Genomic DNA, 21,561 nt, shown 5'->3' on the forward strand with positions numbered 1-21,561 from the left:
CGAGTCCGGCCGCCGCGAGCTGAAGGGACATCATGAGCAGGATGCTCCGGGCCAGCGCGATCATGGCGGCCGGAACGATGGTCTCCCGGCTCACCGGCTTCTTCCGGACCGCCGTGATCGCCGCGGCGATCGGTGTGGCCGCGCTAGGCGACGCCTACAACGCCGCCTACCAGATCCCGTACATCCTCTTCGACCTGCTGCTCCAGGGTGTGCTCAGCAGCGTGGTGGTCCCGCTGATCGTCAAGGCGCAGAAGAACGACCCCGACGGCGGCCAGGCGTTCGAGCAGCGGCTGATGACGCTGGCGGTGCTGGGCCTGACCGTCATAGCCGTGATCGGCATGGCGCTTTCTCGGCCGATCATGGAGCTCTACACCGCGTCGAACTGGAGCGCCCACAAGGTGGACGTCGCGGCCACCCTCGCGATGTGCCTGCTACCGCAGATCGCGTTCTTCGGCGTCGGCGCCATGGCGGGGGCCATCCTCAACACCCGCGACCGGTTCGGCGCGCCGATGTGGGCCCCGGTGCTCAACAACATCGTCGTGATCGGAATCGGCGTCGTCTTCTACAAGGTCGGCACGTCCAACATCGACACGGTGACCCGGGGCGACCTGCTGCTCCTCGGAGTCGGCACCACCGCCGGCATCGTGGCCCAGGCCATCGTGCTGATCATCGCGCTGCACCGGGCCGGGTTCCGGTTCCGCCCGCGGTTCGGGCTGCGCGACAGCGGACTCGGCGAGGCGGCGCGGAGCGCGCTGTGGACGTTCGCGTTCGTCGGCATCAACCAGCTCGGCTTCCTCGTCACCACCAAGCTCTCCACCGGCGCGGGCGACCGGGCCCCCGGCTCCGGCAACAGCGCCTATTCGTACGCCTTCCAGCTCTTCCAGCTGCCCTACGGCATCATCGCGGTGTCGGTGATCACGGCGATGCTGCCGCGGATGAGCCGGCTGGTCGCCGACGGCGAGCTGGGCGCCGCGCGCTCGGAGTTCTCGTCCGGCGTCCGCCTGGTCTCGTCGTTGATCGTCCCGGCCGGCCTGCTGCTGCTGGTTCTCGGCCCGGCTGTCACCACGTTGATCTTCTCGTGGGGGCACATGACCCCGGAGGACGCCCGCTACATCGGCAACGTGCTGCAGGTCTTCGGTCTCGCACTGGTGCCGTTCTCGATCTTCCAGCTCCTGCTGCGGGTGTTCTACAGCTTCGGCGACACGAAGACACCGGCGATCATCGCGGCGGTCAACGCCACGATCAACTCTGCCCTCAGCCTGGTGGCCTACTTCACGCTGCCCGCCCGATACATCGTGATCGGCATGGCGTTCTCCTACCTGGTCACGTACGTGGTGGGCGGCGGCGTCGCGTGGGCGCTGGCCAGCCGGCGGATCGGCGGCCTGGAGGGACGGGCGGTCCTGGGCGGCCTCTACCGGATGTACGTCGCGGCGATCCCGGCGGCGCTGGCGGCGCTGGCGATCCTCTGGCTCACCCGCGAGGTCACCGAGATCACGGCGGTGAGCGCGGCCGTCGTGCTCGCGGTCGGCGGCGGGGCCGGGCTGCTGCTCTACATGATCACCGCGCAGCGGATGCGGGTGCCCGAGGTCACCTCCATCATTGGACTCGTCACAAGCCGGGTAGGACGGTAAGAGTCCTCACGAGGGACCGGGCGGATCGAAGGTAAACCCGAAAGTCCGATTCGAGTCGTATACGAACGGAAGGCGGGCACGACCGGCACGGCACTAGCATGGTGCGCCTAGGGATGTTCCAGATCTTGCCGCACCAGGGCGAGGCCAGATGGGCGAAGCCTCGCTAGACGAAATATCGCCCGTGATCTCCCGGAATGGGAGAGTTTTTCACGGGTAGGGGCGAGACCGCGGTCGCGGAGTCGCCCAGTCCGGCGTGGTGGGCGGAAGATTTACGGAACACGACCTGGAGAACGGACCGGCGAGCGGAAGCGGGAAGCGTGGGCGGAACCACCCGGCATCGGCTGAGGCCTGCCGACGAGCCGCGGACAGGGGCGGCCGTATGAGCATGTCCACGGTCGAGCCCGGCACCCGGCTGGCTGACCGGTTCCTGCTTGAGGACCGGGTCAACGAATCCGGTGGCGCGACCCTCTGGAAGGCGATCGACGAGATTCTCGCCCGGCCGGTCGCCGTGCACACGTTCTCACCCGAGTTTCCCCGGGTCACCGAGGTCGTGACGGCGGCCAGGCTCGCGAGCCGCCTCACCGATCCCCGGCTCACCCAGGTCTTCGACGCCGCCGACGAGGACGGCACGGCATACGTCGTGAGCGAGTGGGTCAGCGGCGACTCGCTGCTCGACCTGCTCGAAAGCGGGCCGGTCGAGCCCGAGCGGGGCGCCGCCCTGGTGGCCGAGGCCGCCGAGGCCCTGGCCCACGCGTACGAGGCCGGGCTGACCCACCTCAACCTGGTCCCCAACCGGTTGGTGTGGACGACGGGCGGCACGGTCAAGCTCCTCGGTCTCGCCATCGACGCCGCGGTCCTCGACCTGGAGAGCGACGAGCCCGCCCGCGCCGACGCGGAGGGGCTCGGCCGGCTGCTCTACACCGCCCTGACCGGCCACTGGCCCGGCGACGCCGACTGCGGTCTGCCTCCGGCGCCGTTGGACGACGGGAAGGTGTGCACGCCCCGGCAGGTGACGGCGGGCGTGCCCGGCTATCTCGACGCGATCACCTGCCGGGCCCTGCTGGGTGAGTCGCGCCGCGGCCAGCCGCCCCTGACCACCCCCGCAGACGTCGCGGAGGCGCTCTCCGCCGTTCCCCGTCCCACGCCCGTGCCCGCGGCCAACAGCACCCCTCCGGCGCTGAACCTGAGGTCCGAGGCGCCGGACACGATGGCGCCGCACACCGTTCCCCCGCCGATGACACGCGTCCCCCCGCCGCCCCGGCCGCAGACCGGCGCCGCGGGGAAGGTGCTGCTCACCGTCATCGTCCTGCTCGTGATGGCCGCCGTCGGCGTCGGCGCCTGGACCGTGGGCAAGAGCCTGGGCAACACCCCCGCCGTCCGGGCCAGCGCCGCGCCGCCCGAGCCGTCCCCGACCCACAAGCCGGTGACCGTCAAGGCGGTCAGCGCCACCGGCTTCGACCCGCTGGGCGACGACCGCGCGGAGAATCCGGAGTACGCCCCGCTCGCGATCGACGGCAAGCCCTCCACCGAGTGGCACACCGACAGCTACACCAGCGCCGACCTCGGCAGGCTCAAGGACGGCGTCGGGCTGCTGCTCGACATGGGCAAGCCGACCCAGATCGCCAACGTGGTGGTGACGCTGCCGGGCACCTCGGGGTCCGACGTGCAACTCAGGGTCGGCGACTCGGCCGAGCTGTCGTCGCTGAAGAACGTCGCGAGCGCGCAGAGCGCCTCCGGCTCCGTCACCCTCACGCCGGCGAAGTCCGCGACGGGCCAGTACGTTTTGATCTGGTTCACCCGCCTCCCGCCCTACAAGGGGCAGTATCGTGGCACCATCTACGACGTAACGGTGCATTCCCCCGGATCGGCATAGCAGGGACCCTCGTGACCTCCCCACCAGACCATCCCCCGACGGCGGGATCCGCAGCACGTCCCGCGGTGTCCGATGCCGATCTCCTGAACCGCCACATCGCGGGCGACCCGCACGCGTTCGGCGAGATCGTCAAACGACACCGCGACCGTATGTGGGCGGTGGCACTGCGCACGCTGGGAGATCCGGACGAGGCCGCCGACGTCGTCCAGGACGCCTTCGTCTCCGCCTACCGCAAGGCCGAGAGCTTCCGCGGCGAGGCCGCCGTCACGACGTGGCTGCACCGCATCGTGGTGAACGCCTGCCTCGACCGCATGCGCCGCAAGTCCGTACGGCCGGTGGCCGACGACGAGCTCATCGAGGCGGCCGAGCGGGACGCTCCCCACACCGACCAGACCGGCGAGCGGGAGATCTCACTGGAGGTCACGGCGGCCCTCAAGCTGCTCCCCGCCGACCAGCGGGCCGCACTGGTGCTCGTCGACATGATGGGCTACGGCGTCGACGACGCGGCCTCCGTGCTCGGCGTGCCTCCCGGCACCGTGAAGAGCCGCTGCGCGCGAGGACGGGCGAAACTTGCCCCGATTCTTTCGCATCTACGGAACCGATCCGACCTCACTCGCGTCTCATCCGCGAAGGGAGCAGAACTTCGTGACGCGTGACACGCACTACGACGTGGAGATTCTCGCCGAACTGGCCGAGGGTCTCCTCGACGACACCACGGCCAGACGGGTTCGCGAGCACCTCGCCGTCTGTGATCCATGCGGGGAGAGTCTCGCCGATCTGGCCGCGGTCCGTGAGGTCCTGGCGGCGGTGCCGACGCCCGCGATGCCTCTGGGCGTCGCGATGCGCATCGACCGTGCGCTGGCGGCGGAGGCTCCGGACTGGGATCGGATGATGCGAGACGCCCCCTGGGCGAACTCCCCGTGGACGGACGAGCCCGGGCTCGCGGACGCGCCGGCGCCCGACGACGCCAGGGAGATCGCGCCCGTGCCGGCGTCTGTTCCAGCGCCTGTCCCGGGCGAGCTGCGCGAGATCGCCGCCGAGCCCGCTCCCGCGCCGTTCGGCGTGGTGGCGGACGACGGGACGATCGTGCCGGCCCGGCGCGGGGGCGGGAGGAGCGGGGCAGGACGACGCGGCCGCGCGTCCCGCCGGCGCCTCTGGGCCCTGCCCGCCGCGGCTGCCGCGGCCGCGGCGGTGATCGTCGGTGGCACCGGGCTCGCGACCAACCTGTTGTCGGACGGCGGCGCCGCTCAGTCGTCCCTCCTGGGTTCGGGCGCGGCCGGTTCGGCCACCCCCACGAAGACCCATCAGAAGGCGGTCAACTACTCCATCTCGGCCAGCGGGCACAACTACACCAGCCGGGAGCTGCGCGGTCCGCTGCTCGGTTATTTCGGGGTCGCCCCCGGCTCGGGCACCAACGACGACCAGGACCTCGACACCTGCGTCAAGCGGCTGTCCGCGCAGCTCGACCGTACGCCCATCGGCGTCGACAAGGCCCTCTACAACGGCCAGGAGGCGACGGTCATGGCGTTCTGGGAGGACAAGAAGATCAACGCGGTGCGCGTGGTCGTCGTCGACGACGAGTGCCAGCCGCTGCGCCAGGACGATCTGGCCACCTGGAGATGACCAGACGGCCCGAACGGCCGTACCATCAGAGCTGACGAAGCCCCCCGCGACCTCCGGGGGGCTTCGCCGTGTCCCGCGATCCTCGAAGGGGGGAATCCCCCGGGTCTGGGATCTGTTGACGCGACTGGACATTCACAGGAATCGGAGAGGCGAGTCCGTTGAGCGACGTCCGTAACGTGATCATTATCGGGTCGGGGCCCGCAGGCTACACGGCGGCGGTCTACTCCGCGCGCGCCGATCTCAAGCCACTCGTGTTCGAGGGCTCGGTCACGGCGGGCGGAGCGCTGATGAACACCACCGATGTGGAGAACTTCCCCGGCTTCCCTGACGGGATCATGGGTCCCGACCTCATGGACAACTTCCGCAAGCAGGCGGAACGGTTCGGCGCCGAGCTCGTGGCCGACGACGTGGTCGAGGTCGATCTGGCGGCCAATCCCAAGGTCGTGAAGACGCACACCGACACCTACTACGCCAAGGCGGTCATCCTGGCCACCGGTTCCGGCTACCGCGAGCTGGGACTGAAGCACGAGAAGCGCCTGTCCGGGCGCGGAGTCTCGTGGTGTGCCACCTGTGACGGCTTCTTCTTCCGCGAGCAGGACATCGTCGTCGTCGGCGGTGGCGACACGGCGATGGAGGAGGCGGTCTTCCTGACCCGCTTCGCCAAGACCGTCACCATCGTCCACCGCCGTGACACGCTGCGCGCCAGCAAGATCATGCAGGACCGGGCGTTCGCCAACGACAAGATCCGGTTCGCCTGGGACAGCGAGGTGATCGACATCCTCGGCGAGGAGCGCGTCGCCGGCGTCCGCCTGCGGAACGTGAAGACCGGTGAGGAGAGCGAGCTGCCCGTGGGCGCCGTGTTCGTCGCGATCGGCCACGACCCGCGCACCGAGCTGTTCAAGGGCCAGATCGACCTGGACGACGAGGGTTACATCCAGGTCCAGTCGCCCACGACGCGGACCAACATCGACGGAGTCTTCGCCGCGGGCGACGTGGTCGACCACACCTACCGCCAGGCGATCACCGCCGCGGGCACCGGCTGCGCCGCCTCGCTCGACGCGGAGCGCTGGCTCACCGACAACGCCTGACCCGGGAATGCGGGGACGGGCCCCGCGGTTACAAGCCACCACCACACATCAAGGGGAGAGTTACCTTGGGCGCCATCAAGAGCGTGACGGACGGCACCTTCGAGGCCGAGGTCCTCAAGAGCGACAAGCCGGTCCTGGTCGACTTCTGGGCAGAGTGGTGCGGCCCGTGCCGCCAGGTCTCGCCCATCCTGGAGGAGATCGCCAAGGAGCACGCGGACAAGCTGACCATCGTCAAGATGAACATCGACGAGAACCCGGCGACTCCGCGGGACTACGCGGTACTCCAGATCCCGACCCTCAACGTCTACAAGGGTGGAGAGGTCGTGAAGCAGATCATCGGCGCCAAGCCGAAGGCCATGCTGCTTCGCGAGCTCGAGGGCATCATCTAGTGCCGCGACCGGCATGATTCGCCTGGGGCGAGGATTGGCGGGAGGGGCACACGTGCCCCCTGCGGCGTAAGCCGTACCACCGCCTTTCCGGCGGCACCCACCCAAATGGAAGGCCCCCCGCGCGACGGCGCGGGGGGCCTTCCTCGTCGTGGGTCCGGCGTGGTGAACGTGTGCCGTCCTCCGTAGCGAGACCGGCCGTGGGATGCGTCCCGTGTGTGCGGCGACTCCCACGCCGTGGCGAGCCTGTGATCGCCTCAGACGGGCCGCAGCGCCCTCTCCGGGCTCATGGAGCCCAGGAGCCGCTCCAGGGCGACCTCGACGTCCTCACGCCACGACACGGCGGTCTTGAGCTCCAGCCGGAGGCGGGGGAAGCGCAGGTGCGGGCGCACGGTCTTGAAGCCGACCGACAGCAGATAGTCGGCCGGCAGGACACACCCCGGCTGCTCCCACTTGAGGTCGCCGAACGCCTCGATCGCGCGTACACCGCGGCGGGTGAGGTCCTTGGCCACTCCCTGCACGAGCATCCGGCCGAGGCCTCCGCCGGAGAACTCCGGCACGATGTGCGCGGTCATCAGCAGGACGGCGTCCGAGCTCACCGGCGACGTGGGGAAGGCGACCGAGCGGGGCACGTAGAGCGGCGGGGCGTAGAGCACGAATCCGGCGGCGACGCCGTCCACATAGGAGATCTTCCCGCAGCTCCCCCACTCCAGCAGGGTCGCCGAAATCCAGGCCTCCTTCTCCAGACCGGGATCTCCCGACTCCACGGCGCGCTCGCCGTTCACCGGGTCGAGCTCCCAGAAGACGCAGCGTCTGCACCGGCGTGGCAGGTCGTCGAGGTTGTCGAGGGTGACGTTGACCAGCCGACGCGACACGAGATGCTCCATTCCCCGTCAGGAGTCATGCCAGAAAGCGCGCGAATGCGGCGTCTCCAGCTCGCATCGTAACTCAGAGATCCATGCGGGACAGGGCGCCACAGCGGCCCCGGCCGCGTTTTCAGTGATGTGAATGTTCTTGGTGAGACCAGTGATGCGCCCATTCGAGCAGCGGGAATGCGAGAACGGGAGCTTTTGATGGTCAATACCCTGTTGTGATCGGCGTGCCGCGCTACCGTACTCTGGTTTTCTCGGCTAGTGATCGGAGGTGGACCGTGACCAAGGAGCTCGATCACGGTCGGACGAACGCGGCCCAAGGGTCGCGCATTGACGCCTACGTCGACCGTTATGCCGCCCGGGCCGCCGGCATGGTCGCCTCCGAGATTCGAGCTCTCTTCGCCGTCGCGTCGAGGCCCGAGGTGGTCTCGCTCGCCGGCGGCATGCCGTACGTGACGGCTCTGCCTCTCGACCTCGTCGGGGAGCTGGTCGCCGATCTGGTCGCCACGCGGGGCTCGGTCGCCCTGCAGTACGGCTCCGGCCAGGGCGACCTCGCGCTGCGCGAGCAGATCTGCGAGGTCATGCGCATGGAGGGCATCGAAGCCGGGCCGGACGACGTCGTGGTCACGGTCGGCTCGCAGCAGGCCCTCGACCTCATCACCCGGATCTTCATCGACCCCGGTGACGTGGTGCTCGCCGAAGGGCCGTCGTACGTCGGCGCGCTCGGCACGTTCAGCGCGTACCAGGCGAAGGTCGTGCACATCGCCATGGACGACCACGGACTCATCCCCGAGTCGCTGGAGGAGACGATCTCCGCGGTCCAGGCCGCGGGTGAGCGGATCAAATTCCTCTACACGATCCCCACCTTCCAGAATCCGGCGGGCGTCACGCTCAACGAGGTACGCCGTCGCCAGGTGCTGGAGATCTGCCGTCGGGCCGGCGTGCTCGTGGTCGAGGACAACCCCTACGGACTGCTCGGCTTCGATCGTGAGCCGCTGCGGGCCATGCGCGCGGACGACCCCGAGGGCGTCGTCTACCTGGGGTCGTTCTCCAAGACCCTCGCCCCCGGCTTCCGGGTGGGCTGGGCGCTCGCCCCCCACGCCGTACGGCAGAAGCTCGTGCTGGCGATGGAGTCGGCCGTGCTCTCGCACTCGTCGTTCACCCAGCTCGCCGTCGGCCAGTACCTGGCGACGCAGCCCTGGCGCGAGCAGATCAAGTCGTTCCGGGAGCTCTACCGGGAGCGGCGGGACGCCATGCTGGCCGCGCTCGACGTGCTCATGCCGCCCGGCTGCACGTGGACCCGCCCCGGCGGTGGATTCTTCGTCTGGGCGACGCTGCCGGAGGGTCTCGACTCCAAGGCGATGCTGCCCCGCGCGGTGGCCGAGCGCGTCGCGTTCGTTCCCGGCACCGGCTTCTACACCGACGGCGACGGTAAGCGGCACATGCGGCTGTCGTACTGCTATCCCGAGCCGGACCGGATCCGCGAAGGTGTCCGCCGGCTGGCCGGCGTCGTCGAGCAGGAGCTTCAGCTGCGCGACACCTTCGGCACCGGTTCGATGCCGGGACACGTCGGCGTGGACACTCCAGGCCCCGACCTCGCCTGAGGAGCGGTACGGCTAGCCTGTTCAGACTGGCCGTACCCACCCCTCCGCGCGAGAAAGGCCTCGTCGTGAGCGAGCGAACGATGATCTACGGATCGCCCCCAGCGTCCCCCTGCGGGACATGTCCTCCAGGAGCGACCGTTCATCGGGCGGGGCCGGGCGGGTTCGATCGCGTACACGCGTCCAGGAGCCGTCCGGTCGCGGCACGTGGCGGCGGCCGTCCGGGCGCGGGGCGAGGCGAGGCCCGATCATGAGCGACATCGGACACGTACTCGTCCTCGCCGGCGGGCTCTCCTATGAGCGTGAGGTATCGATCCGCTCCGGCCGGCGGGTCGCCGAGGCGCTGCGCTCCGCCGGGGTCGATGTGGAGATCCGCGACACCGACGCGACGCTGGTGCCCGCCGTCCTGTCGGACCCGCCGGACGTGGCGTTCGTGACGCTCCACGGCGGCGCCGGCGAGGACGGTGCCATCCGTTCGGTGCTGGAGCTGCTGGGGGTGCCGTACGTCGGGGCCACCCCGGACGCCTGCCGCGTCGCCTACGACAAGCCGACCGCGAAGGCCGTCGTGCGCTCGTGGGGGCTCAACACCCCAGACTCGGTGGCGCTGCCGAAGGAGACCTTCCACGACCTGGGGGCCGCGGCGGTGCTCGGACGCATCGTCGACCGCCTCGGGCTGCCCCTCTTCGTCAAGCCCTCCCGTGGCGGCTCGGCGCTCGGCGCTTCCATCGTCCGCACGGCGGAGGAGCTTCCCGCCGCGATGGTCGGCTGCTTCGCGTACGGCGACACCACGCTGATCGAGAAGTACGTCGAGGGCGTCGAGGTTTCGGTGTCCGTCGTCGACCTCGGGGACGGGCCGGTCGCCCTTCCTCCAGTGGAGATCGTGGCCGACGGCGGTGTCTACGACTACGCCGCTCGCTACACGGCCGGGCGGACGGAGTTCTTCGCACCCGCACGGCTGACACAGGAGGCGACGGAGGCATGCGCCGCGATGGCGGTCGCCGCCCATGCCGCACTCGGCCTGCGCGACCTCTCTCGGACGGACATCATCGTGGATGAGACCGGCCGCCCCTACTTCCTTGAGGTGAACGTCGCCCCCGGGATGACGGAGACCTCCCTTCTCCCGATGGCGGTCGAAGCCGGCGGACGCGATCTGGGCGCCCTCTGCACGTCACTCCTCGAGGTCGCCGTCCGCCGGGGCTGAGTCGGCTCCCCTATCCCGGCAGGCCGACCCGGCTCGCCCATCTCGATGGGCCGCTCCGCGTTTCACGTGAAACAGCGGAGCCCTGGGCTGTGAGAGCCGACCGTGGCCTACCGAGAGAACGCGGGTGGCGTCAGTGCGTCCCGCCCCAGCCTCTCCCCCGGCCGCGAACCTCGTGAGCGCTTTCCGCCGTTGTGACTCGGCGGCGCCGAGGACCGTGTCGCTGGCAGGCGTGGGACATCTCCACAGACAAAGAGCCTCCCCCGAGCTCGGCGCTCCGGGGAGGCTCTCATGTTTCACGTGAAACAGCGCGCCGCGAACGGGGCGGTTCATTATTCGGCGTCGAGACCGCGCATCGCGTTGGCCGCCTCGGGAGCCATCGTACCGATGATGCGCTCAAGGTCATCGATCGTGGAGAACTCGACCACGATCCGGCCCTTCCGGCTGCCCAGATCGACCTTCACCCTGGTTTCAAAGTGATCGGAGAGCCGATCCGCCAGAGTCCGCAGAGCGGGAGCGGTGGGTTTCTTCGCGCGGGGCTTGCGGGGCGCGGGGCCGGCGGTCGCCTCTCCCAGCGCCACGATCTCCTCCACCGTCCGCACGGACAGGCCCTCCGCGACGATCCGGTTGGCCAGCCGCTCCTGGGCGGTCGTGTCGTCGAGGGTGAGCAGCGCGCGCGCGTGACCCGCGCTGATGAGGCCGGCGGCCACGCGCAGCTGAACGTTGGGAGGGAGATTCAGCAGGCGCAGTGTGTTGGTGATATGAGAGCGGGAGCGCCCGACCTTCTGGGCCAGGACCTCATGTGTCGCGCCGAAGTCGTCGAGCAGCTGCCGATAGGCGGCGGCCTCCTCCAGCGAGTTGAGCTGCTCCCGCTGCAGGTTTTCGATGAGGGCTTCCCGGAGCATCTCGTCGTCCTGCGTGCTGCGCACGATCGCCGGCACGCGCTCCAGACCGGCAAGGGTCGACGCGCGCCAGCGCCGCTCGCCCATGATGAGCTCGTAGCGCCCCCCATCCACCGCCCGCACCACGACAGGCTGCAGGAGACCGACCTCCTTGATGGAGGCGGCCAGCTCCTCCAGGCGCTCCTCGTCGAACACCTCCCGAGGCTGGCGCGGGTTGGGAGAGATCGCCGTGACCTCGATCTCCTGGAAGTAGGCCCCCTCCACGGGACGCAGAGCCGATCCCGTCGGCCCTTCGGTGGGAGCGCTCGTGACGACCGCTGGATCGACACTCGGCCCGGTCGGGATCAGAGCTCCAAGACCCTTGCCCAGTCCGCGACGCTGCTGACTCACCACTGCTCCTTCGCACCCGCCCTCAGAGCCGTACCCGGATGGCACAAACCACCGGGGGGCCTACAACACACCAGGAGAGGCTACCGCCGCGCGGAGTCGTCGATGAGCATTCGACGGCACATGTGGACGGCTGCGGGTTCAACGGATGGCTCTCCCGCCACAGCCTGGACGGCAGACGCGGCCGCCCCCTCGTTCGCTCACTCGCGTTCAGTCATCCACGCCATCCGCCCTCCGACGGGCGGCGAGGCGGAGGGCGTCCCTGATCTCTCCCATCCTCACGGCCGCATCCGGCGCCCCCTCCGACCCCCGGCGTCCGGCGTCGCGGGCCGCGTCGATCTGCTGGAGCTTCGCGTCGGACAGGACGGCGACCTGATCTGTCACATCCTCAGGCGACAGCGTCAGCTCCCACGTGCAGAAGGTGAATCCCGGCTGTGGGAAGGCCCACCGCAGCACTCCGTCGGAGGGAAGCCCGTCCTCGGTGCCCACCGTGACCTCCACCCCGAGTCCGTCGATGTCGATCCCGGCCGGCGCGACGACCTGCATCGCTTCGAATCTCCCGTCCGCCTCGTCCGACAACACCACCACGAGGCGCCGCTCACCGAAGTCGGCCCACCAGACCTCGCCTTTCCGCACTCCACTCCCCCATCTCTGGTGTGTATCGCCGATCAGGCGACCCGGCCTACCGGCGAACATGAAAAGGGCCGACGCGTTCGGATCGCCCCGAACACGCCGGCCGACGCTGTTCCCTCATCTGGGACGGCGAGGCGCGCCTCGTCGAGCCTGGGACGTGGAAACGCCCAGCGGCCCGAGTGAGCCGGCTCTACGCCTCCGCGAGTGAGGCCGCCCGGTAAGCGATCTCGCGGGCCGCCTGCATGTACGCCATCGCCCCGCTCGAACCGGGGTCGTACGTCATGACGGACTGGCCGTAGCTGGGAGCCTCGGACACCCGGACGCTTCTCGGGATGACCGCGTCGAGCACGGTGTCGCCGAAGTGCGACCGGACCTCCTCGGCCACCTGGGAGGCGAGCCGGGTGCGGCCGTCGTACATCGTGAGAAGGATCGTGGACACAGCCAGGCTCTGGTTGAGGTGCGCCCGGACGAGTTCCACGTTCTGCAGCAGCTGGGTGAGCCCCTCCAGCGCGTAGTACTCACACTGGATCGGGATGAGCACTTCCTGGGCCGCCGCCATGGCGTTCACCGTGAGCAGTCCCAGCGAAGGGGGACAGTCGATCAGGATGTAGTCGAACCGCATCGCGTCGAACGCCGCAAGAGCCCTCTTGAGCCGGGTCTCTCGTCCCACCATCGGGACCAGCTCGATCTCCGCGCCGGCGAGATCAAGAGTGGCCGGAGCACAGAAGAGGTTCGGCATCTCTGGCACGGCCTTGATGATGGACGAGAGCGGTAAGTCGTCCACGAGCACCTGATATACCGACGGCATCCCCGACCGGTGCTCCGTCGCCAGGGCCGTTGAGGCGTTGCCCTGAGGGTCCAGGTCGACGACCAGCACCTGCTGCCCGTGCATGGACAGAGCGGCGGCAAGGTTGACGGCGGTCGTGGTCTTTCCCACACCGCCCTTCTGGTTGGCAACAGTCATCACACGACAGTGGGGCGGCTTCGGCCACTCCCCCTCATCGCGCGTCGAGTACCCGACGGAAGGCGCAGCCGCCTGAGGGGATGCGGCTGTTTCACGTGAAACCACAGAACTCAGTGCCTCTCGTACCAACGGCGAATCGCCAGCGTTAAGGGGGGTCTGGGACACGGTCGTCGTTCTTTCGATCGGCGAAGCAGGGGAACGTGGCCAGCCAACCCCCGCGGGCCGGCCTGCTGTCGCGATCTCCCAGACTAGGGCGGAGGGACTCTCCGGCCAACCCAGGCCTGCTGCCGTCCTCGGCACGACGCTCACCTCTTCCGCCGCCTCCGCGTACCCGATTCGGGCGGACGTCCGGCGACGACCCGGACGAGAGTGGCGGGCGGATCGACCTTACCGCGCCCTACGGCGACAAGCTCGACCTCCCGCACTCCTGCGGCCTTGATTTGGTCACGCGCCGCCTCGATCTCCTCCGCCGCGCGCTCGCCCTTCATCGCAAGCAGCTCGCCGCCCTCTCTCAGTAGCGGCAGCGACCATGCGAGCAACCGGTCAAGCGGGGCAACCGCACGCGCCGTGGCCACGTCAAAGGTCTTCGTACGGGCGAGCTCCTCGGCCCTCCCCCGCAGGACCTCCGCATTGGGGAGCGCGAGTTCCTCGACGCACTCGGCGAGGAAGACCGTACGCCGCAGCAGGGGTTCGAGCAGCGTCACTCTGATATCCGGCCGGACGATCGCCAGGACGATGCCGGGCAGTCCAGCACCCGATCCGATGTCCACGACACTCGCCTTGGGTGCGATCGCCTCCGCCACCACGGCGCAGTTCAACAGATGGCGGTCCCAGATCCGGGGGACCTCGCGAGGGCCAAGCAGTCCTCGTACCACTCCGGGACCGGCGAGCAGCTCGGCGAACGCCGTCGCCCGCTCCAGCGCCTCACCGGGAAAAACCTCCCGCGCCACCGCGGGCGCCTCGGGTAGCTCGTTGCTCTCCGACATCACTCACTCATCCTGGAACACTCTGGGCCAAGGGTAGTCGTCCGGCATGCCCGGGGAGGGCCAGGCGGGGCCGAACGCCGCCAACCACTGCTCCGCCACCAGAACGACAAAGCCGCCGGCCCCATCGAGGGGCCGACGGCTTCAGCACACGGAGGACTGTGGGGACCGAATCTCGGGCGGTGGGCCCGCCGGCCCGGGGACAGGAGACCTCAGGCGGGCAGGACGACAACGAACCGGTGCGGCTCCTCGCCCTCCGACTCGCTGCGCAGCCCGGCCGCCGCCACGGCGTCGTGCACGATCTTCCGCTCGAACGGGGTCATCGGCTGGAGCGCCTTGCGCTCCCCGCTGCGCTTGACGTCGTTCGCAGCCGCGGCGCCGACCTTGGTCAGCTCGGTCCTGCGCCGCTCCCGGTAGCCGCCGACGTCGAGCATGAGACGCGACCGCTCGCCCGTCTGCCGGTGCACCGCGAGACGGGTCAGCTCCTGGAGCGCCTCGAGAACCTCGCCCTCGGTACCGACGAGCTCGTCGCCCTTGATTCCCACGATCGACACGATCGCCCGATCACCCTCGACGTCCATGTCGATGTCGCCGTCGAGATCGGCGATGTCGAGCAGGCCCTCCAGGTAGTCGGCCGCGATCTCGCCCTCCTGTTCGAGGGCGGCGAGGTCGGGAGCGGGCTTGAGGCTCTCCTCGGCTTCGGTCACGTCCGGGGTCTCCTTCTCCTACGACTTCTTGGTGCCGGTGCGCTTGCTGCGCGGTTGCCGAGCCGGCTGCTGACGGACGATCTTGGGGGCGGGTTCGGTCGGCTCCTCCGGCGTCGCCACCTTGGGCTTGCCCACCAGCTTGGTGAAGATACCGTTCGTCGGCTCGGGCGTTGTGACATTGCCCTTTTCGTCGATCACCGGCATCGGGTGACGGCTGTAGAACCAGTGCTGCTGCCCGAGAGTCCACAGGTTCGTGGTCACCCAGTAAAGGATCAGGCCGAGCTGGAAGTTCAGGCTGAAGACGGCGAACAGCGGCGAGATGTACATCAGGATCTTCTGCTGCTGCGCCATCGGGTTGTCCGGCATCTGCATCATCGAGCGCTTCACGCTCTGCCGGACCGTGAGGAACGTCGTGCAGGAGCTGATCGCCACGAAGCAGCCCAGCACGATCTTCGTCACCGTGGGGTCGGCACCGAAGCCCGCGATGACGTCGGCGCTGTCGAAGAACTTGGCCGGGAGGGGCGCGCCGATGATGTGCGCCGCGCGGGCGCTGTCCACCAGCGCCTTCGTCATACCGAAGTCGACGCGGTCTTCGGCGATGGCCCGCAGCACGGTGAACATGGAGATGAAGATCGGGAACTGCGCGACGATCGGGAGACAGCCGCCCAGGGGGTTGGCGCCGGCCTCCTGGTAGAGACGCATGGTCTCCTGGCTGAGGCGCTGCTTGTCGTTCTTGTACCGCTTTCGCAGCTCCTGAACCTTCGGCGCGAGCTCCTGCATCTTTCTGGAGGAGCGCATCTGCTTCATGAACAGGGGGAAGATCAGCAGACGCATGAGGACAGTCAGCGTGATGATCGTCAACGCCCAGTTGAGACCGCTGCTGGCGGGGATGAACGTGCTGTAACCCGCGTGGATCTGGGTGATCACCCAGGCCACCGCCGTGTACAACCAGTTCAGGAATGGCAGCTCCACCGAGCTAGCTCCCTTGCGATTCGTCGTGAGACCGGACTCGGCGTGGGGGCACCGGGTCGAAACCTCCAGGGTGGAACGGATGACACCGCCCGATCCGCCTAGCGGTCAGCCATACCCCCCGAAGGGCGCCGTGAACGGCGATGGCCTCCATTCCGTAGGCGCTGCACGAGGGCTCGAACCGGCAGCGCGGCCCGAGCAGAGGACTTATGAAAGTCCGATAAAACGTGATCAGGCCGAGCAGCACACGCGCGGCGGGACCCGTCGCGGACGCGGTGTCCCGCGGCGCGGCCCCTCGTGCCGGGACAGGGTGCTCAGCTGTCATGACCGTCCGTCCGTAGGGGTCCGTGGCCCGGACCCTCGCCGCCGGAGTAAACGATCCAGCGCGACGTCGAGTTCGGCGGCCAGGTGCTCGCTTCGCGCGGACGCGGCCGGTGGATTGGCGCGTACCACAAGCAGGCTACCTCTCGGCAGCGACTCGACACGGCTCCGCATCAGGTGTCGCAGCCTGCGCTTGACCCGGTTGCGAACAACCGCGCCGCCGACCGCCTTGCTCACGACGAAGCCGACCAGCGGTGGTCCACCGGCCTCTTCATGCGCGTTGAAGTGAACGACCAGGGTGGGACGTCCCGCGCGCCGCCCTCGGCGGATCGCGTCGGCGAAGTCCTCACCCCGTCGCATGCGCGATGCGGACGGCAGCACCGGGTCGGCCTTTCTCGACGTACGGCAGCCGCCCGCCGGGCTTCGCGGCAGGCGGGCGGCGTCCGACGTCAGACCGTCAGCTCCGCGCGGCCCTTACGGCGGCGGGCGGCCAGGATCGCGCGGCCGGCCCGGGTGCGCATGCGCAGCCGGAAGCCGTGGGTCTTCGCGCGGCGACGGTTGTTCGGCTGGAAAGTACGCTTGCTCACGGGTGGGCTCCAGGCTTCGGACGCGCCCGTGGAGATCCACAGGCGCGATTCTTTGCAGGGTCGCGGCTCGTCAGTGCGTGGGCATGCGAAAGAGCCGTCACGTGATTAGCCGACCGGGACACGTTACGAGGGTATCGGCGATAGGTCAAACCGGCGCCCTTGCCCCCAAGCGCGTACGGCACGCGACCATGGGCCACTAGGCTGTGGACAACGCCTTGAACGCACGTCGCGGACACCGCTACTGTCGACCCTCCGGCCCTTCCTCCATCAGCGTGGTTGTGCCCGGGGACACGTGTGCGGCCTGTGCACATCATGTGGATCCCTTGTGGATCACTGATCATGGGCATGGCCTGGACACGCCGGGCGCGTTGACGAAAAGACCGATCGCGGCGAGGGAGCGGGGCCGCGCGAAAGGAGGGGCCGAGCCGTGGAAGGCGTCGATCTCAACGCTGTATGGGCTCGGGCTCTCGGGACCCTGCTCGACGAGGGAGTCTCCGGACAGCAGCGGGCGTTTCTGCAGATGACGCAGCCCTCCGGGTTAATCAACGACACCATCCTGCTGGCCGCGCCGAACGACTTCGCCAAGGAGGTCCTGGAAGTACGGCTGCGCCCCCTGATCGTCCACGCGCTCTCCCAGGAGCTCGGACGCCCGGTGCGCATCGCGGTGATGGTCGACCCCACGGCCACCGCCGGCCCGGCCCAGGAGCAGCGCCACCCCGGCCCGCCGCCTTCGTCCACCGGTTATCCACAGCATGGTCCCCAGGCCCACGGCTTCCCCACCGGCGACAACGCCCCACCCCAGCGGGATTCCGGTCACGTCGATCATCCGCAGTATCCACAGCATGTGCAGGAACCGCCGCGCGCCGGGGGATACTCGCCCGAGCCTCCCCCGCCCCCCAAGCCGGAGCCCGCGCAGCACCGGTGGGACGTGCGCGGCGGACGGACGACCCCGGGAGAGCCCGCCAGGCTCAACGCCAAGTACACCTTCGAGACGTTCGTCATCGGCGCGAGCAACCGGTTCGCCCACGCGGCGGCGGTCGCGGTGGCCGAGGCACCCGCCAAGGCGTACAACCCGCTGTTCATCTACGGCGACTCCGGGCTGGGCAAGACCCACCTGCTGCACGCGATCGGCCACTACGCGCAGAGCCTGTACGACGGGGCTCGGGTCAGATACGTGAGCTCGGAGGAGTTCACCAACGACTTCATCAACTCCATCCGCGACCACAAGGCGGACGGCTTCCGCTCGCGGTACCGGGCTGTGGACATCCTGCTCGTGGACGACATCCAGTTCCTGGAGGGCAAGGAGCAGACGCAGGAAGAGTTCTTCCACACGTTCAACACGCTCCACAACGCCAGCAAGCAGATCGTCATCTCCAGCGACCGTGCGCCCAAGCAGCTGGTCACCCTGGAAGACCGGCTCCGCAACCGCTTCGAGTGGGGCCTGATCACGGACGTCCAGCCGCCCGAGCTGGAGACCCGCATCGCGATCCTCAGGAAGAAGGCCATTCAGGAGGGCCTCGCCGCACCGCCGGACGTCCTGGAGTACATCGCCAGCCGGATCGCCACCAACATCCGGGAGCTTGAGGGCGCGCTCATCCGGGTGACGGCCTTCGCCAGCCTCAACCGGCAGTCTGTGGACATCGGCCTGGCCGAGATCGTCCTCAAGGACCTGATCAGCGAGGACGCCAGTCCCGAGATCACCATCTCGCTCATCATGTCGACCACGGCCGAATACTTCGGCGTCTCGCTCGACGACCTGTGCGGCAGCTCGCGCTCGCGGGCCCTGGTGACGGCCCGCCAGATCGCGATGTACCTGGCCCGGGAGCTGACCGACCTGTCGCTGCCGAAGATCGGCCAGCAGTTCGGCGGCCGAGACCACACGACGGTCATGCACGCCGAGCGCAAGATCCGCTCTCTCATGGCCGAGCGGCGGTCGATGTACAACCAGGTCAACGAGCTGACGACGCGAATCAAACAGCGCGCACGCAACAGTTGATACACAGGCTGTGGATATCTCTGTGGATCAAATCGCTGGTCCTCATCCCGGCCATCCGCCGGTCACCACTCCACCATTCACCGGCAAGACTCCGCTCCGGCCTGGGGACGAACATGGGGAAAGCTTGGGGATGGCTTGGGGACTACCCGTGGACGACCTGGGGACGCCCTGTGCGCAGCCGCAACAGCAGCCCCAGAACGCCCTTCTTCCCCGTGGACAACCGGTGGAAACATCGTGGATTACTCGTGGATGAAGGGCCGCTCTCCTGGGGAAGCGATGTGGGGACAGGTCGTCCGCCCACAGTCCACAGGGGGCGCGTCCACGGTTCCCCCACACGCCCGGTGGATGAAGCGACTCGCGTGAGCTGCGAAAATGCTCGACATCCACATATCCACGCTCCCTAATGAGATGACTTACTTATCTCTCTCTCAGGAACTCAAGAACCATAGAAGGGGTTCTCTGGGCGCACAGGCGCGGGAGAGGGAACACTTGACGAAGCAGCGACACCCAGGAGGCTGATCCCCGTGATGTTCCGGATCGATCGCGACGTGCTCGCCGAAGCCGTGGCGTGGACGGCGCGCAGCCTTCCGGCCCGTCCTTCGGTGCCGGTCCTCGCCGGCATGCGACTCGAGGTCACCGGCGAGCAGCAGCTGAAGCTGTCCGGCTTCGACTACGAGGTGTCCGCCGAGGTGACCCTCGAGCCGCAGACGGGGGAGCCGGGCGTGGTCCTCGTATCGGGCCGGCTCCTCGCCGAGATCACCCGCGCCCTGCCCGCCCAGCCGGTGGAGCTCGTGGTCGACGGGGCCAAGGCGGTGGTGACCTGTGGCAGCGCCAGGTTCACCCTGTTGACGATGCCTGTGGAGGACTATCCGTCGCTCCCGGCCATGCCGCCTGCCGCGGGCCGCGTCGGCAGCGACGTCTTCGCCTCCGCCGTCGGGCAGGTCGCCGTCGCCGCCGGCAAGGACGACACGCTCCCCATGCTCACGGGCGTCCGCATGGAGATCGCCGGAGACACCGTCACCCTCGCCGCGACCGACCGCTACCGCCTCGCCGTACGCGAGCTGAAGTGGCAGCCGGAGCAGCCCGACTTCGAGGCGGTGGCGATGATCCCCGGCCGGACGCTCGCCGACACCGCGAAGGCGCTCGGCGGCACGGGCGCCGAGGTGGAGATCGCGCTCAGCTCGGCCGGCGGGACGGGAGAGGGCATGATCGGCTTCTCGAGCGCGGGCCGGCGGACGACCACCCGGCTGCTCGACCCGGAGTTCCCCAAGTACCGCTCGCTGCTGCCCACCGAGTTCTCCGCGTCCGCGGAGCTGCCCACAGCGTCGTTCGTCGAGGCGGTCAAGCGTGTTGCGCTCGTCGCCGAGCGCAACACCCCGGTGCGGCTGTCCTTCCGCGGCGGCGAGGTCGTCCTGGAGGCGGGCAGCGGCGACGAGGCGCAGGCGGTTGAGGCGCTCCCCGTCGAGTTCGACGGCGACGAGATCAACATCGCGTTCAACCACCAGTTCCTGCTGGAGGGGCTCGGAGCGATCGACTCCGACGTGGCCCGCCTGCAGTTCACCACACCCACCAAGCCCGCCATCCTCACCGGCGGAAAGCCTGTGGACAACGGCGCGGGTGAGGACTACCGCTACCTGATCATGCCGATTCGCCTGTCCGGCTGACCGGGCCCCTGACCCCCGGGCGTAGCATCTGCCCGGGGTATGGACCCCTTATGTCTGGGTACGGCGTGCGTCGTGAGCGCATTGGGTTCTGAGGGGTGGCAGACATGCAGATCGGGCTGATCGGGCTCGGCAAGATGGGCGGCAACATGGCGGAACGGCTCCGCCGGGCCGGCCACGACGTCGTCGGTTATGACCGCGATCCGGCCAAGAGCGACGTCGGCACCCTGAAGGAGCTGGTCGAGAGGCTTGAGGCGCCTCGGGCGGTATGGGTCATGGTGCCCGCGGGCGGGCCCACCCAGGCCACGATCGAGCAGCTCGGCGCCCTGCTGTCCGCCGGTGACACCGTCATCGACGGCGGCAACTCCAACTACAAGGACGATCAGCGGCACGCCGCCGAGCTGGGCACCGACGGCATCGGCTTCGTCGACGTCGGCGTGAGCGGCGGCGTGTGGGGCATCGAGTACGGCTACGCGCTCATGGTCGGCGGCGAGGACGAGTACGTCCACCGGCTCATGCCGATCTTCGAGGCGCTGAAGCCGGAGGGCGAGGACGGCTTCGTCCACGCAGGCGGGGTCGGCGCCGGTCACTTCGCGAAGATGGTCCACAACGGCATCGAGTACGGCATGATGCAGTCCTTCGCCGAGGGCTGGGAGCTCCTGGAGGCCAGCGACGCCGTCACCGACGTGCCGGGGACGTTCAAGAGCTGGCGGCACGGCACGGTCATCCGGTCGTGGCTCCTCGACCTGCTCGTGCGTGCCCTGGAGGAAGACCCCGACCTCGCCGAGCTCAAGGGCTACGCGGAGGACTCCGGCGAGGGGCGGTGGACCGTCCAGGCCGCCGTCGACCACGCCGTGCCCCTGCCGGCCATCACCGCCTCCCTGTACGCCCGGTTCGCGTCCCGGCAGGACGACTCGCCGGCGATGAAGATGGTCGCCGCCCTGCGCAACCAGTTCGGCGGGCACGCGATCACCTCCGTCGAGGGCCAGCACGCGAAGGGGGCCGACTCCCCCGGCGCCGACGTCTCGCCGCCCGCGGAGACCGAGCGCTGATCCCGCCCTGATCCAGGCGCCGATTAGGCGCGGCCGCCCACAGGCTGTGGACAGAGTTCGGGGCCGGTCCGGCCATCCGGAGATTTCCCACAGCCTGTGGACAAACCTGGGCGTTCTCGGCAAGTCA

At 69.0% G+C, this 21,561-nt stretch carries 21 protein-coding genes; 11 read left to right on the forward strand and 10 right to left on the reverse strand.

The window, feature by feature from the left end; genetic code table 11:
- Positions 1 to 32: 32 nt before the first annotated feature.
- From murJ to trxA, 6 genes are all read left to right on the forward strand, one after another.
- Positions 33 to 1,631, forward strand: a complete 1,599-nt coding sequence (murJ, locus tag JOL79_RS12635; RefSeq protein WP_210155946.1) for a murein biosynthesis integral membrane protein MurJ — start codon at positions 33 to 35, stop codon at positions 1,629 to 1,631.
- A 379-nt stretch (positions 1,632 to 2,010) separates the two neighbouring features.
- Positions 2,011 to 3,504, forward strand: a complete 1,494-nt coding sequence (locus JOL79_RS12640; protein ID WP_210155947.1) for a protein kinase family protein — start codon at positions 2,011 to 2,013, stop codon at positions 3,502 to 3,504.
- 11 nt (positions 3,505 to 3,515) lie between these two features.
- The gene (sigM, locus tag JOL79_RS12645; protein WP_210155948.1) at positions 3,516 to 4,160 is read left to right on the forward strand and encodes an RNA polymerase sigma factor SigM; all 645 of its coding nucleotides are present in this window, start codon (positions 3,516 to 3,518) and stop codon (positions 4,158 to 4,160) included.
- Positions 4,150 to 5,127 (forward strand): anti-sigma factor family protein, encoded by a 978-nt coding sequence (locus tag JOL79_RS12650; RefSeq protein ID WP_210155949.1) that lies wholly within the window; start codon positions 4,150 to 4,152, stop codon positions 5,125 to 5,127. The genes sigM and JOL79_RS12650 overlap by 11 nt, the downstream gene beginning before the upstream one ends.
- 158 nt (positions 5,128 to 5,285) lie before the next feature.
- Positions 5,286 to 6,215 (forward strand): thioredoxin-disulfide reductase, encoded by a 930-nt coding sequence (gene trxB, locus JOL79_RS12655; RefSeq protein WP_210155950.1) that lies wholly within the window; start codon positions 5,286 to 5,288, stop codon positions 6,213 to 6,215.
- A gap of 65 nt (positions 6,216 to 6,280) precedes the next feature.
- Positions 6,281 to 6,604 (forward strand): thioredoxin, encoded by a 324-nt coding sequence (gene trxA / locus JOL79_RS12660; RefSeq protein WP_210155951.1) that lies wholly within the window; start codon positions 6,281 to 6,283, stop codon positions 6,602 to 6,604.
- Between the two features lie 254 nt (positions 6,605 to 6,858).
- Here trxA and JOL79_RS12665 read toward each other — a convergent pair whose 3' ends face one another.
- A complete protein-coding gene (locus JOL79_RS12665; protein ID WP_210155952.1) occupies positions 6,859 to 7,476 on the reverse strand; it encodes a GNAT family N-acetyltransferase in 618 nt (205 codons plus the stop codon).
- A gap of 368 nt (positions 7,477 to 7,844) precedes the next feature.
- Between JOL79_RS12665 and JOL79_RS12670 the strand changes: the two genes are divergently transcribed.
- Entirely contained in the window at positions 7,845 to 9,077 is a 1,233-nt protein-coding gene (locus JOL79_RS12670) for an aminotransferase-like domain-containing protein (RefSeq protein ID WP_210156008.1), read from the forward strand.
- Positions 9,078 to 9,324: 247 nt separating this feature from the next.
- Positions 9,325 to 10,275 carry a D-alanine--D-alanine ligase family protein gene (locus JOL79_RS12675; protein ID WP_210155953.1) on the forward strand — a complete coding sequence of 317 codons (951 nt, stop codon included), beginning with the start codon at positions 9,325 to 9,327 and terminating at the stop codon, positions 10,273 to 10,275.
- Between the two features lie 329 nt (positions 10,276 to 10,604).
- On the opposite strand, the gene JOL79_RS12680 is transcribed toward JOL79_RS12675, so the two are convergent.
- The 9 genes from JOL79_RS12680 to rpmH form a co-directional block, all read right to left on the reverse strand.
- A complete protein-coding gene (locus tag JOL79_RS12680) occupies positions 10,605 to 11,564 on the reverse strand; it encodes a ParB/RepB/Spo0J family partition protein (RefSeq protein ID WP_210155954.1) in 960 nt (319 codons plus the stop codon).
- A 207-nt stretch (positions 11,565 to 11,771) separates the two neighbouring features.
- Entirely contained in the window at positions 11,772 to 12,197 is a 426-nt protein-coding gene (locus JOL79_RS12685; protein WP_210155955.1) for a putative type II toxin-antitoxin system PemK/MazF family toxin, read from the reverse strand.
- Between the two features lie 187 nt (positions 12,198 to 12,384).
- Entirely contained in the window at positions 12,385 to 13,158 is a 774-nt protein-coding gene (locus tag JOL79_RS12690) for a ParA family protein (protein WP_210155956.1), read from the reverse strand.
- Positions 13,159 to 13,463: 305 nt separating this feature from the next.
- Positions 13,464 to 14,144, reverse strand: a complete 681-nt coding sequence (gene rsmG / locus JOL79_RS12695) for a 16S rRNA (guanine(527)-N(7))-methyltransferase RsmG (RefSeq protein WP_210155957.1) — start codon at positions 14,142 to 14,144, stop codon at positions 13,464 to 13,466.
- 209 nt (positions 14,145 to 14,353) lie between these two features.
- On the reverse strand, positions 14,354 to 14,848 hold the full coding sequence (locus JOL79_RS12700) for a Jag family protein (RefSeq protein WP_210155958.1): 495 nt from the start codon (positions 14,846 to 14,848) through the stop codon (positions 14,354 to 14,356).
- A gap of 18 nt (positions 14,849 to 14,866) precedes the next feature.
- Entirely contained in the window at positions 14,867 to 15,820 is a 954-nt protein-coding gene (yidC, locus tag JOL79_RS12705; RefSeq protein WP_210155959.1) for a membrane protein insertase YidC, read from the reverse strand.
- A 4-nt stretch (positions 15,821 to 15,824) separates the two neighbouring features.
- Positions 15,825 to 16,142 (reverse strand): membrane protein insertion efficiency factor YidD, encoded by a 318-nt coding sequence (yidD, locus tag JOL79_RS12710; RefSeq protein WP_210155960.1) that lies wholly within the window; start codon positions 16,140 to 16,142, stop codon positions 15,825 to 15,827.
- The gene (gene rnpA / locus JOL79_RS12715) at positions 16,139 to 16,519 is read right to left on the reverse strand and encodes a ribonuclease P protein component (RefSeq protein WP_210155961.1); all 381 of its coding nucleotides are present in this window, start codon (positions 16,517 to 16,519) and stop codon (positions 16,139 to 16,141) included. The genes yidD and rnpA overlap by 4 nt, the downstream gene beginning before the upstream one ends.
- 68 nt (positions 16,520 to 16,587) lie before the next feature.
- On the reverse strand, positions 16,588 to 16,725 hold the full coding sequence (gene rpmH, locus JOL79_RS12720; RefSeq protein WP_155353559.1) for a 50S ribosomal protein L34: 138 nt from the start codon (positions 16,723 to 16,725) through the stop codon (positions 16,588 to 16,590).
- 475 nt (positions 16,726 to 17,200) lie between these two features.
- Here rpmH and dnaA point away from each other — a divergent pair, with 475 nt between their 5' ends.
- The 3 genes from dnaA to gnd all read left to right on the forward strand — a co-directional run bounded on the left by dnaA (position 17,201) and on the right by gnd (position 21,434).
- The gene (gene dnaA, locus JOL79_RS12725) at positions 17,201 to 18,721 is read left to right on the forward strand and encodes a chromosomal replication initiator protein DnaA (protein ID WP_230984712.1); all 1,521 of its coding nucleotides are present in this window, start codon (positions 17,201 to 17,203) and stop codon (positions 18,719 to 18,721) included.
- Positions 18,722 to 19,245: 524 nt separating this feature from the next.
- Positions 19,246 to 20,385, forward strand: coding sequence for a DNA polymerase III subunit beta (dnaN, locus tag JOL79_RS12730; RefSeq protein ID WP_210155963.1), 1,140 nt, complete (start codon positions 19,246 to 19,248; stop codon positions 20,383 to 20,385).
- 104 nt (positions 20,386 to 20,489) lie between these two features.
- Entirely contained in the window at positions 20,490 to 21,434 is a 945-nt protein-coding gene (gene gnd / locus JOL79_RS12735) for a phosphogluconate dehydrogenase (NAD(+)-dependent, decarboxylating) (protein ID WP_210155964.1), read from the forward strand.
- Positions 21,435 to 21,561 lie beyond the last annotated feature (127 nt).

It is taken from the genome of Microbispora oryzae (genome assembly GCF_017896165.1).
Lineage (GTDB): Bacteria > Actinomycetota > Actinomycetes > Streptosporangiales > Streptosporangiaceae > Microbispora > Microbispora oryzae.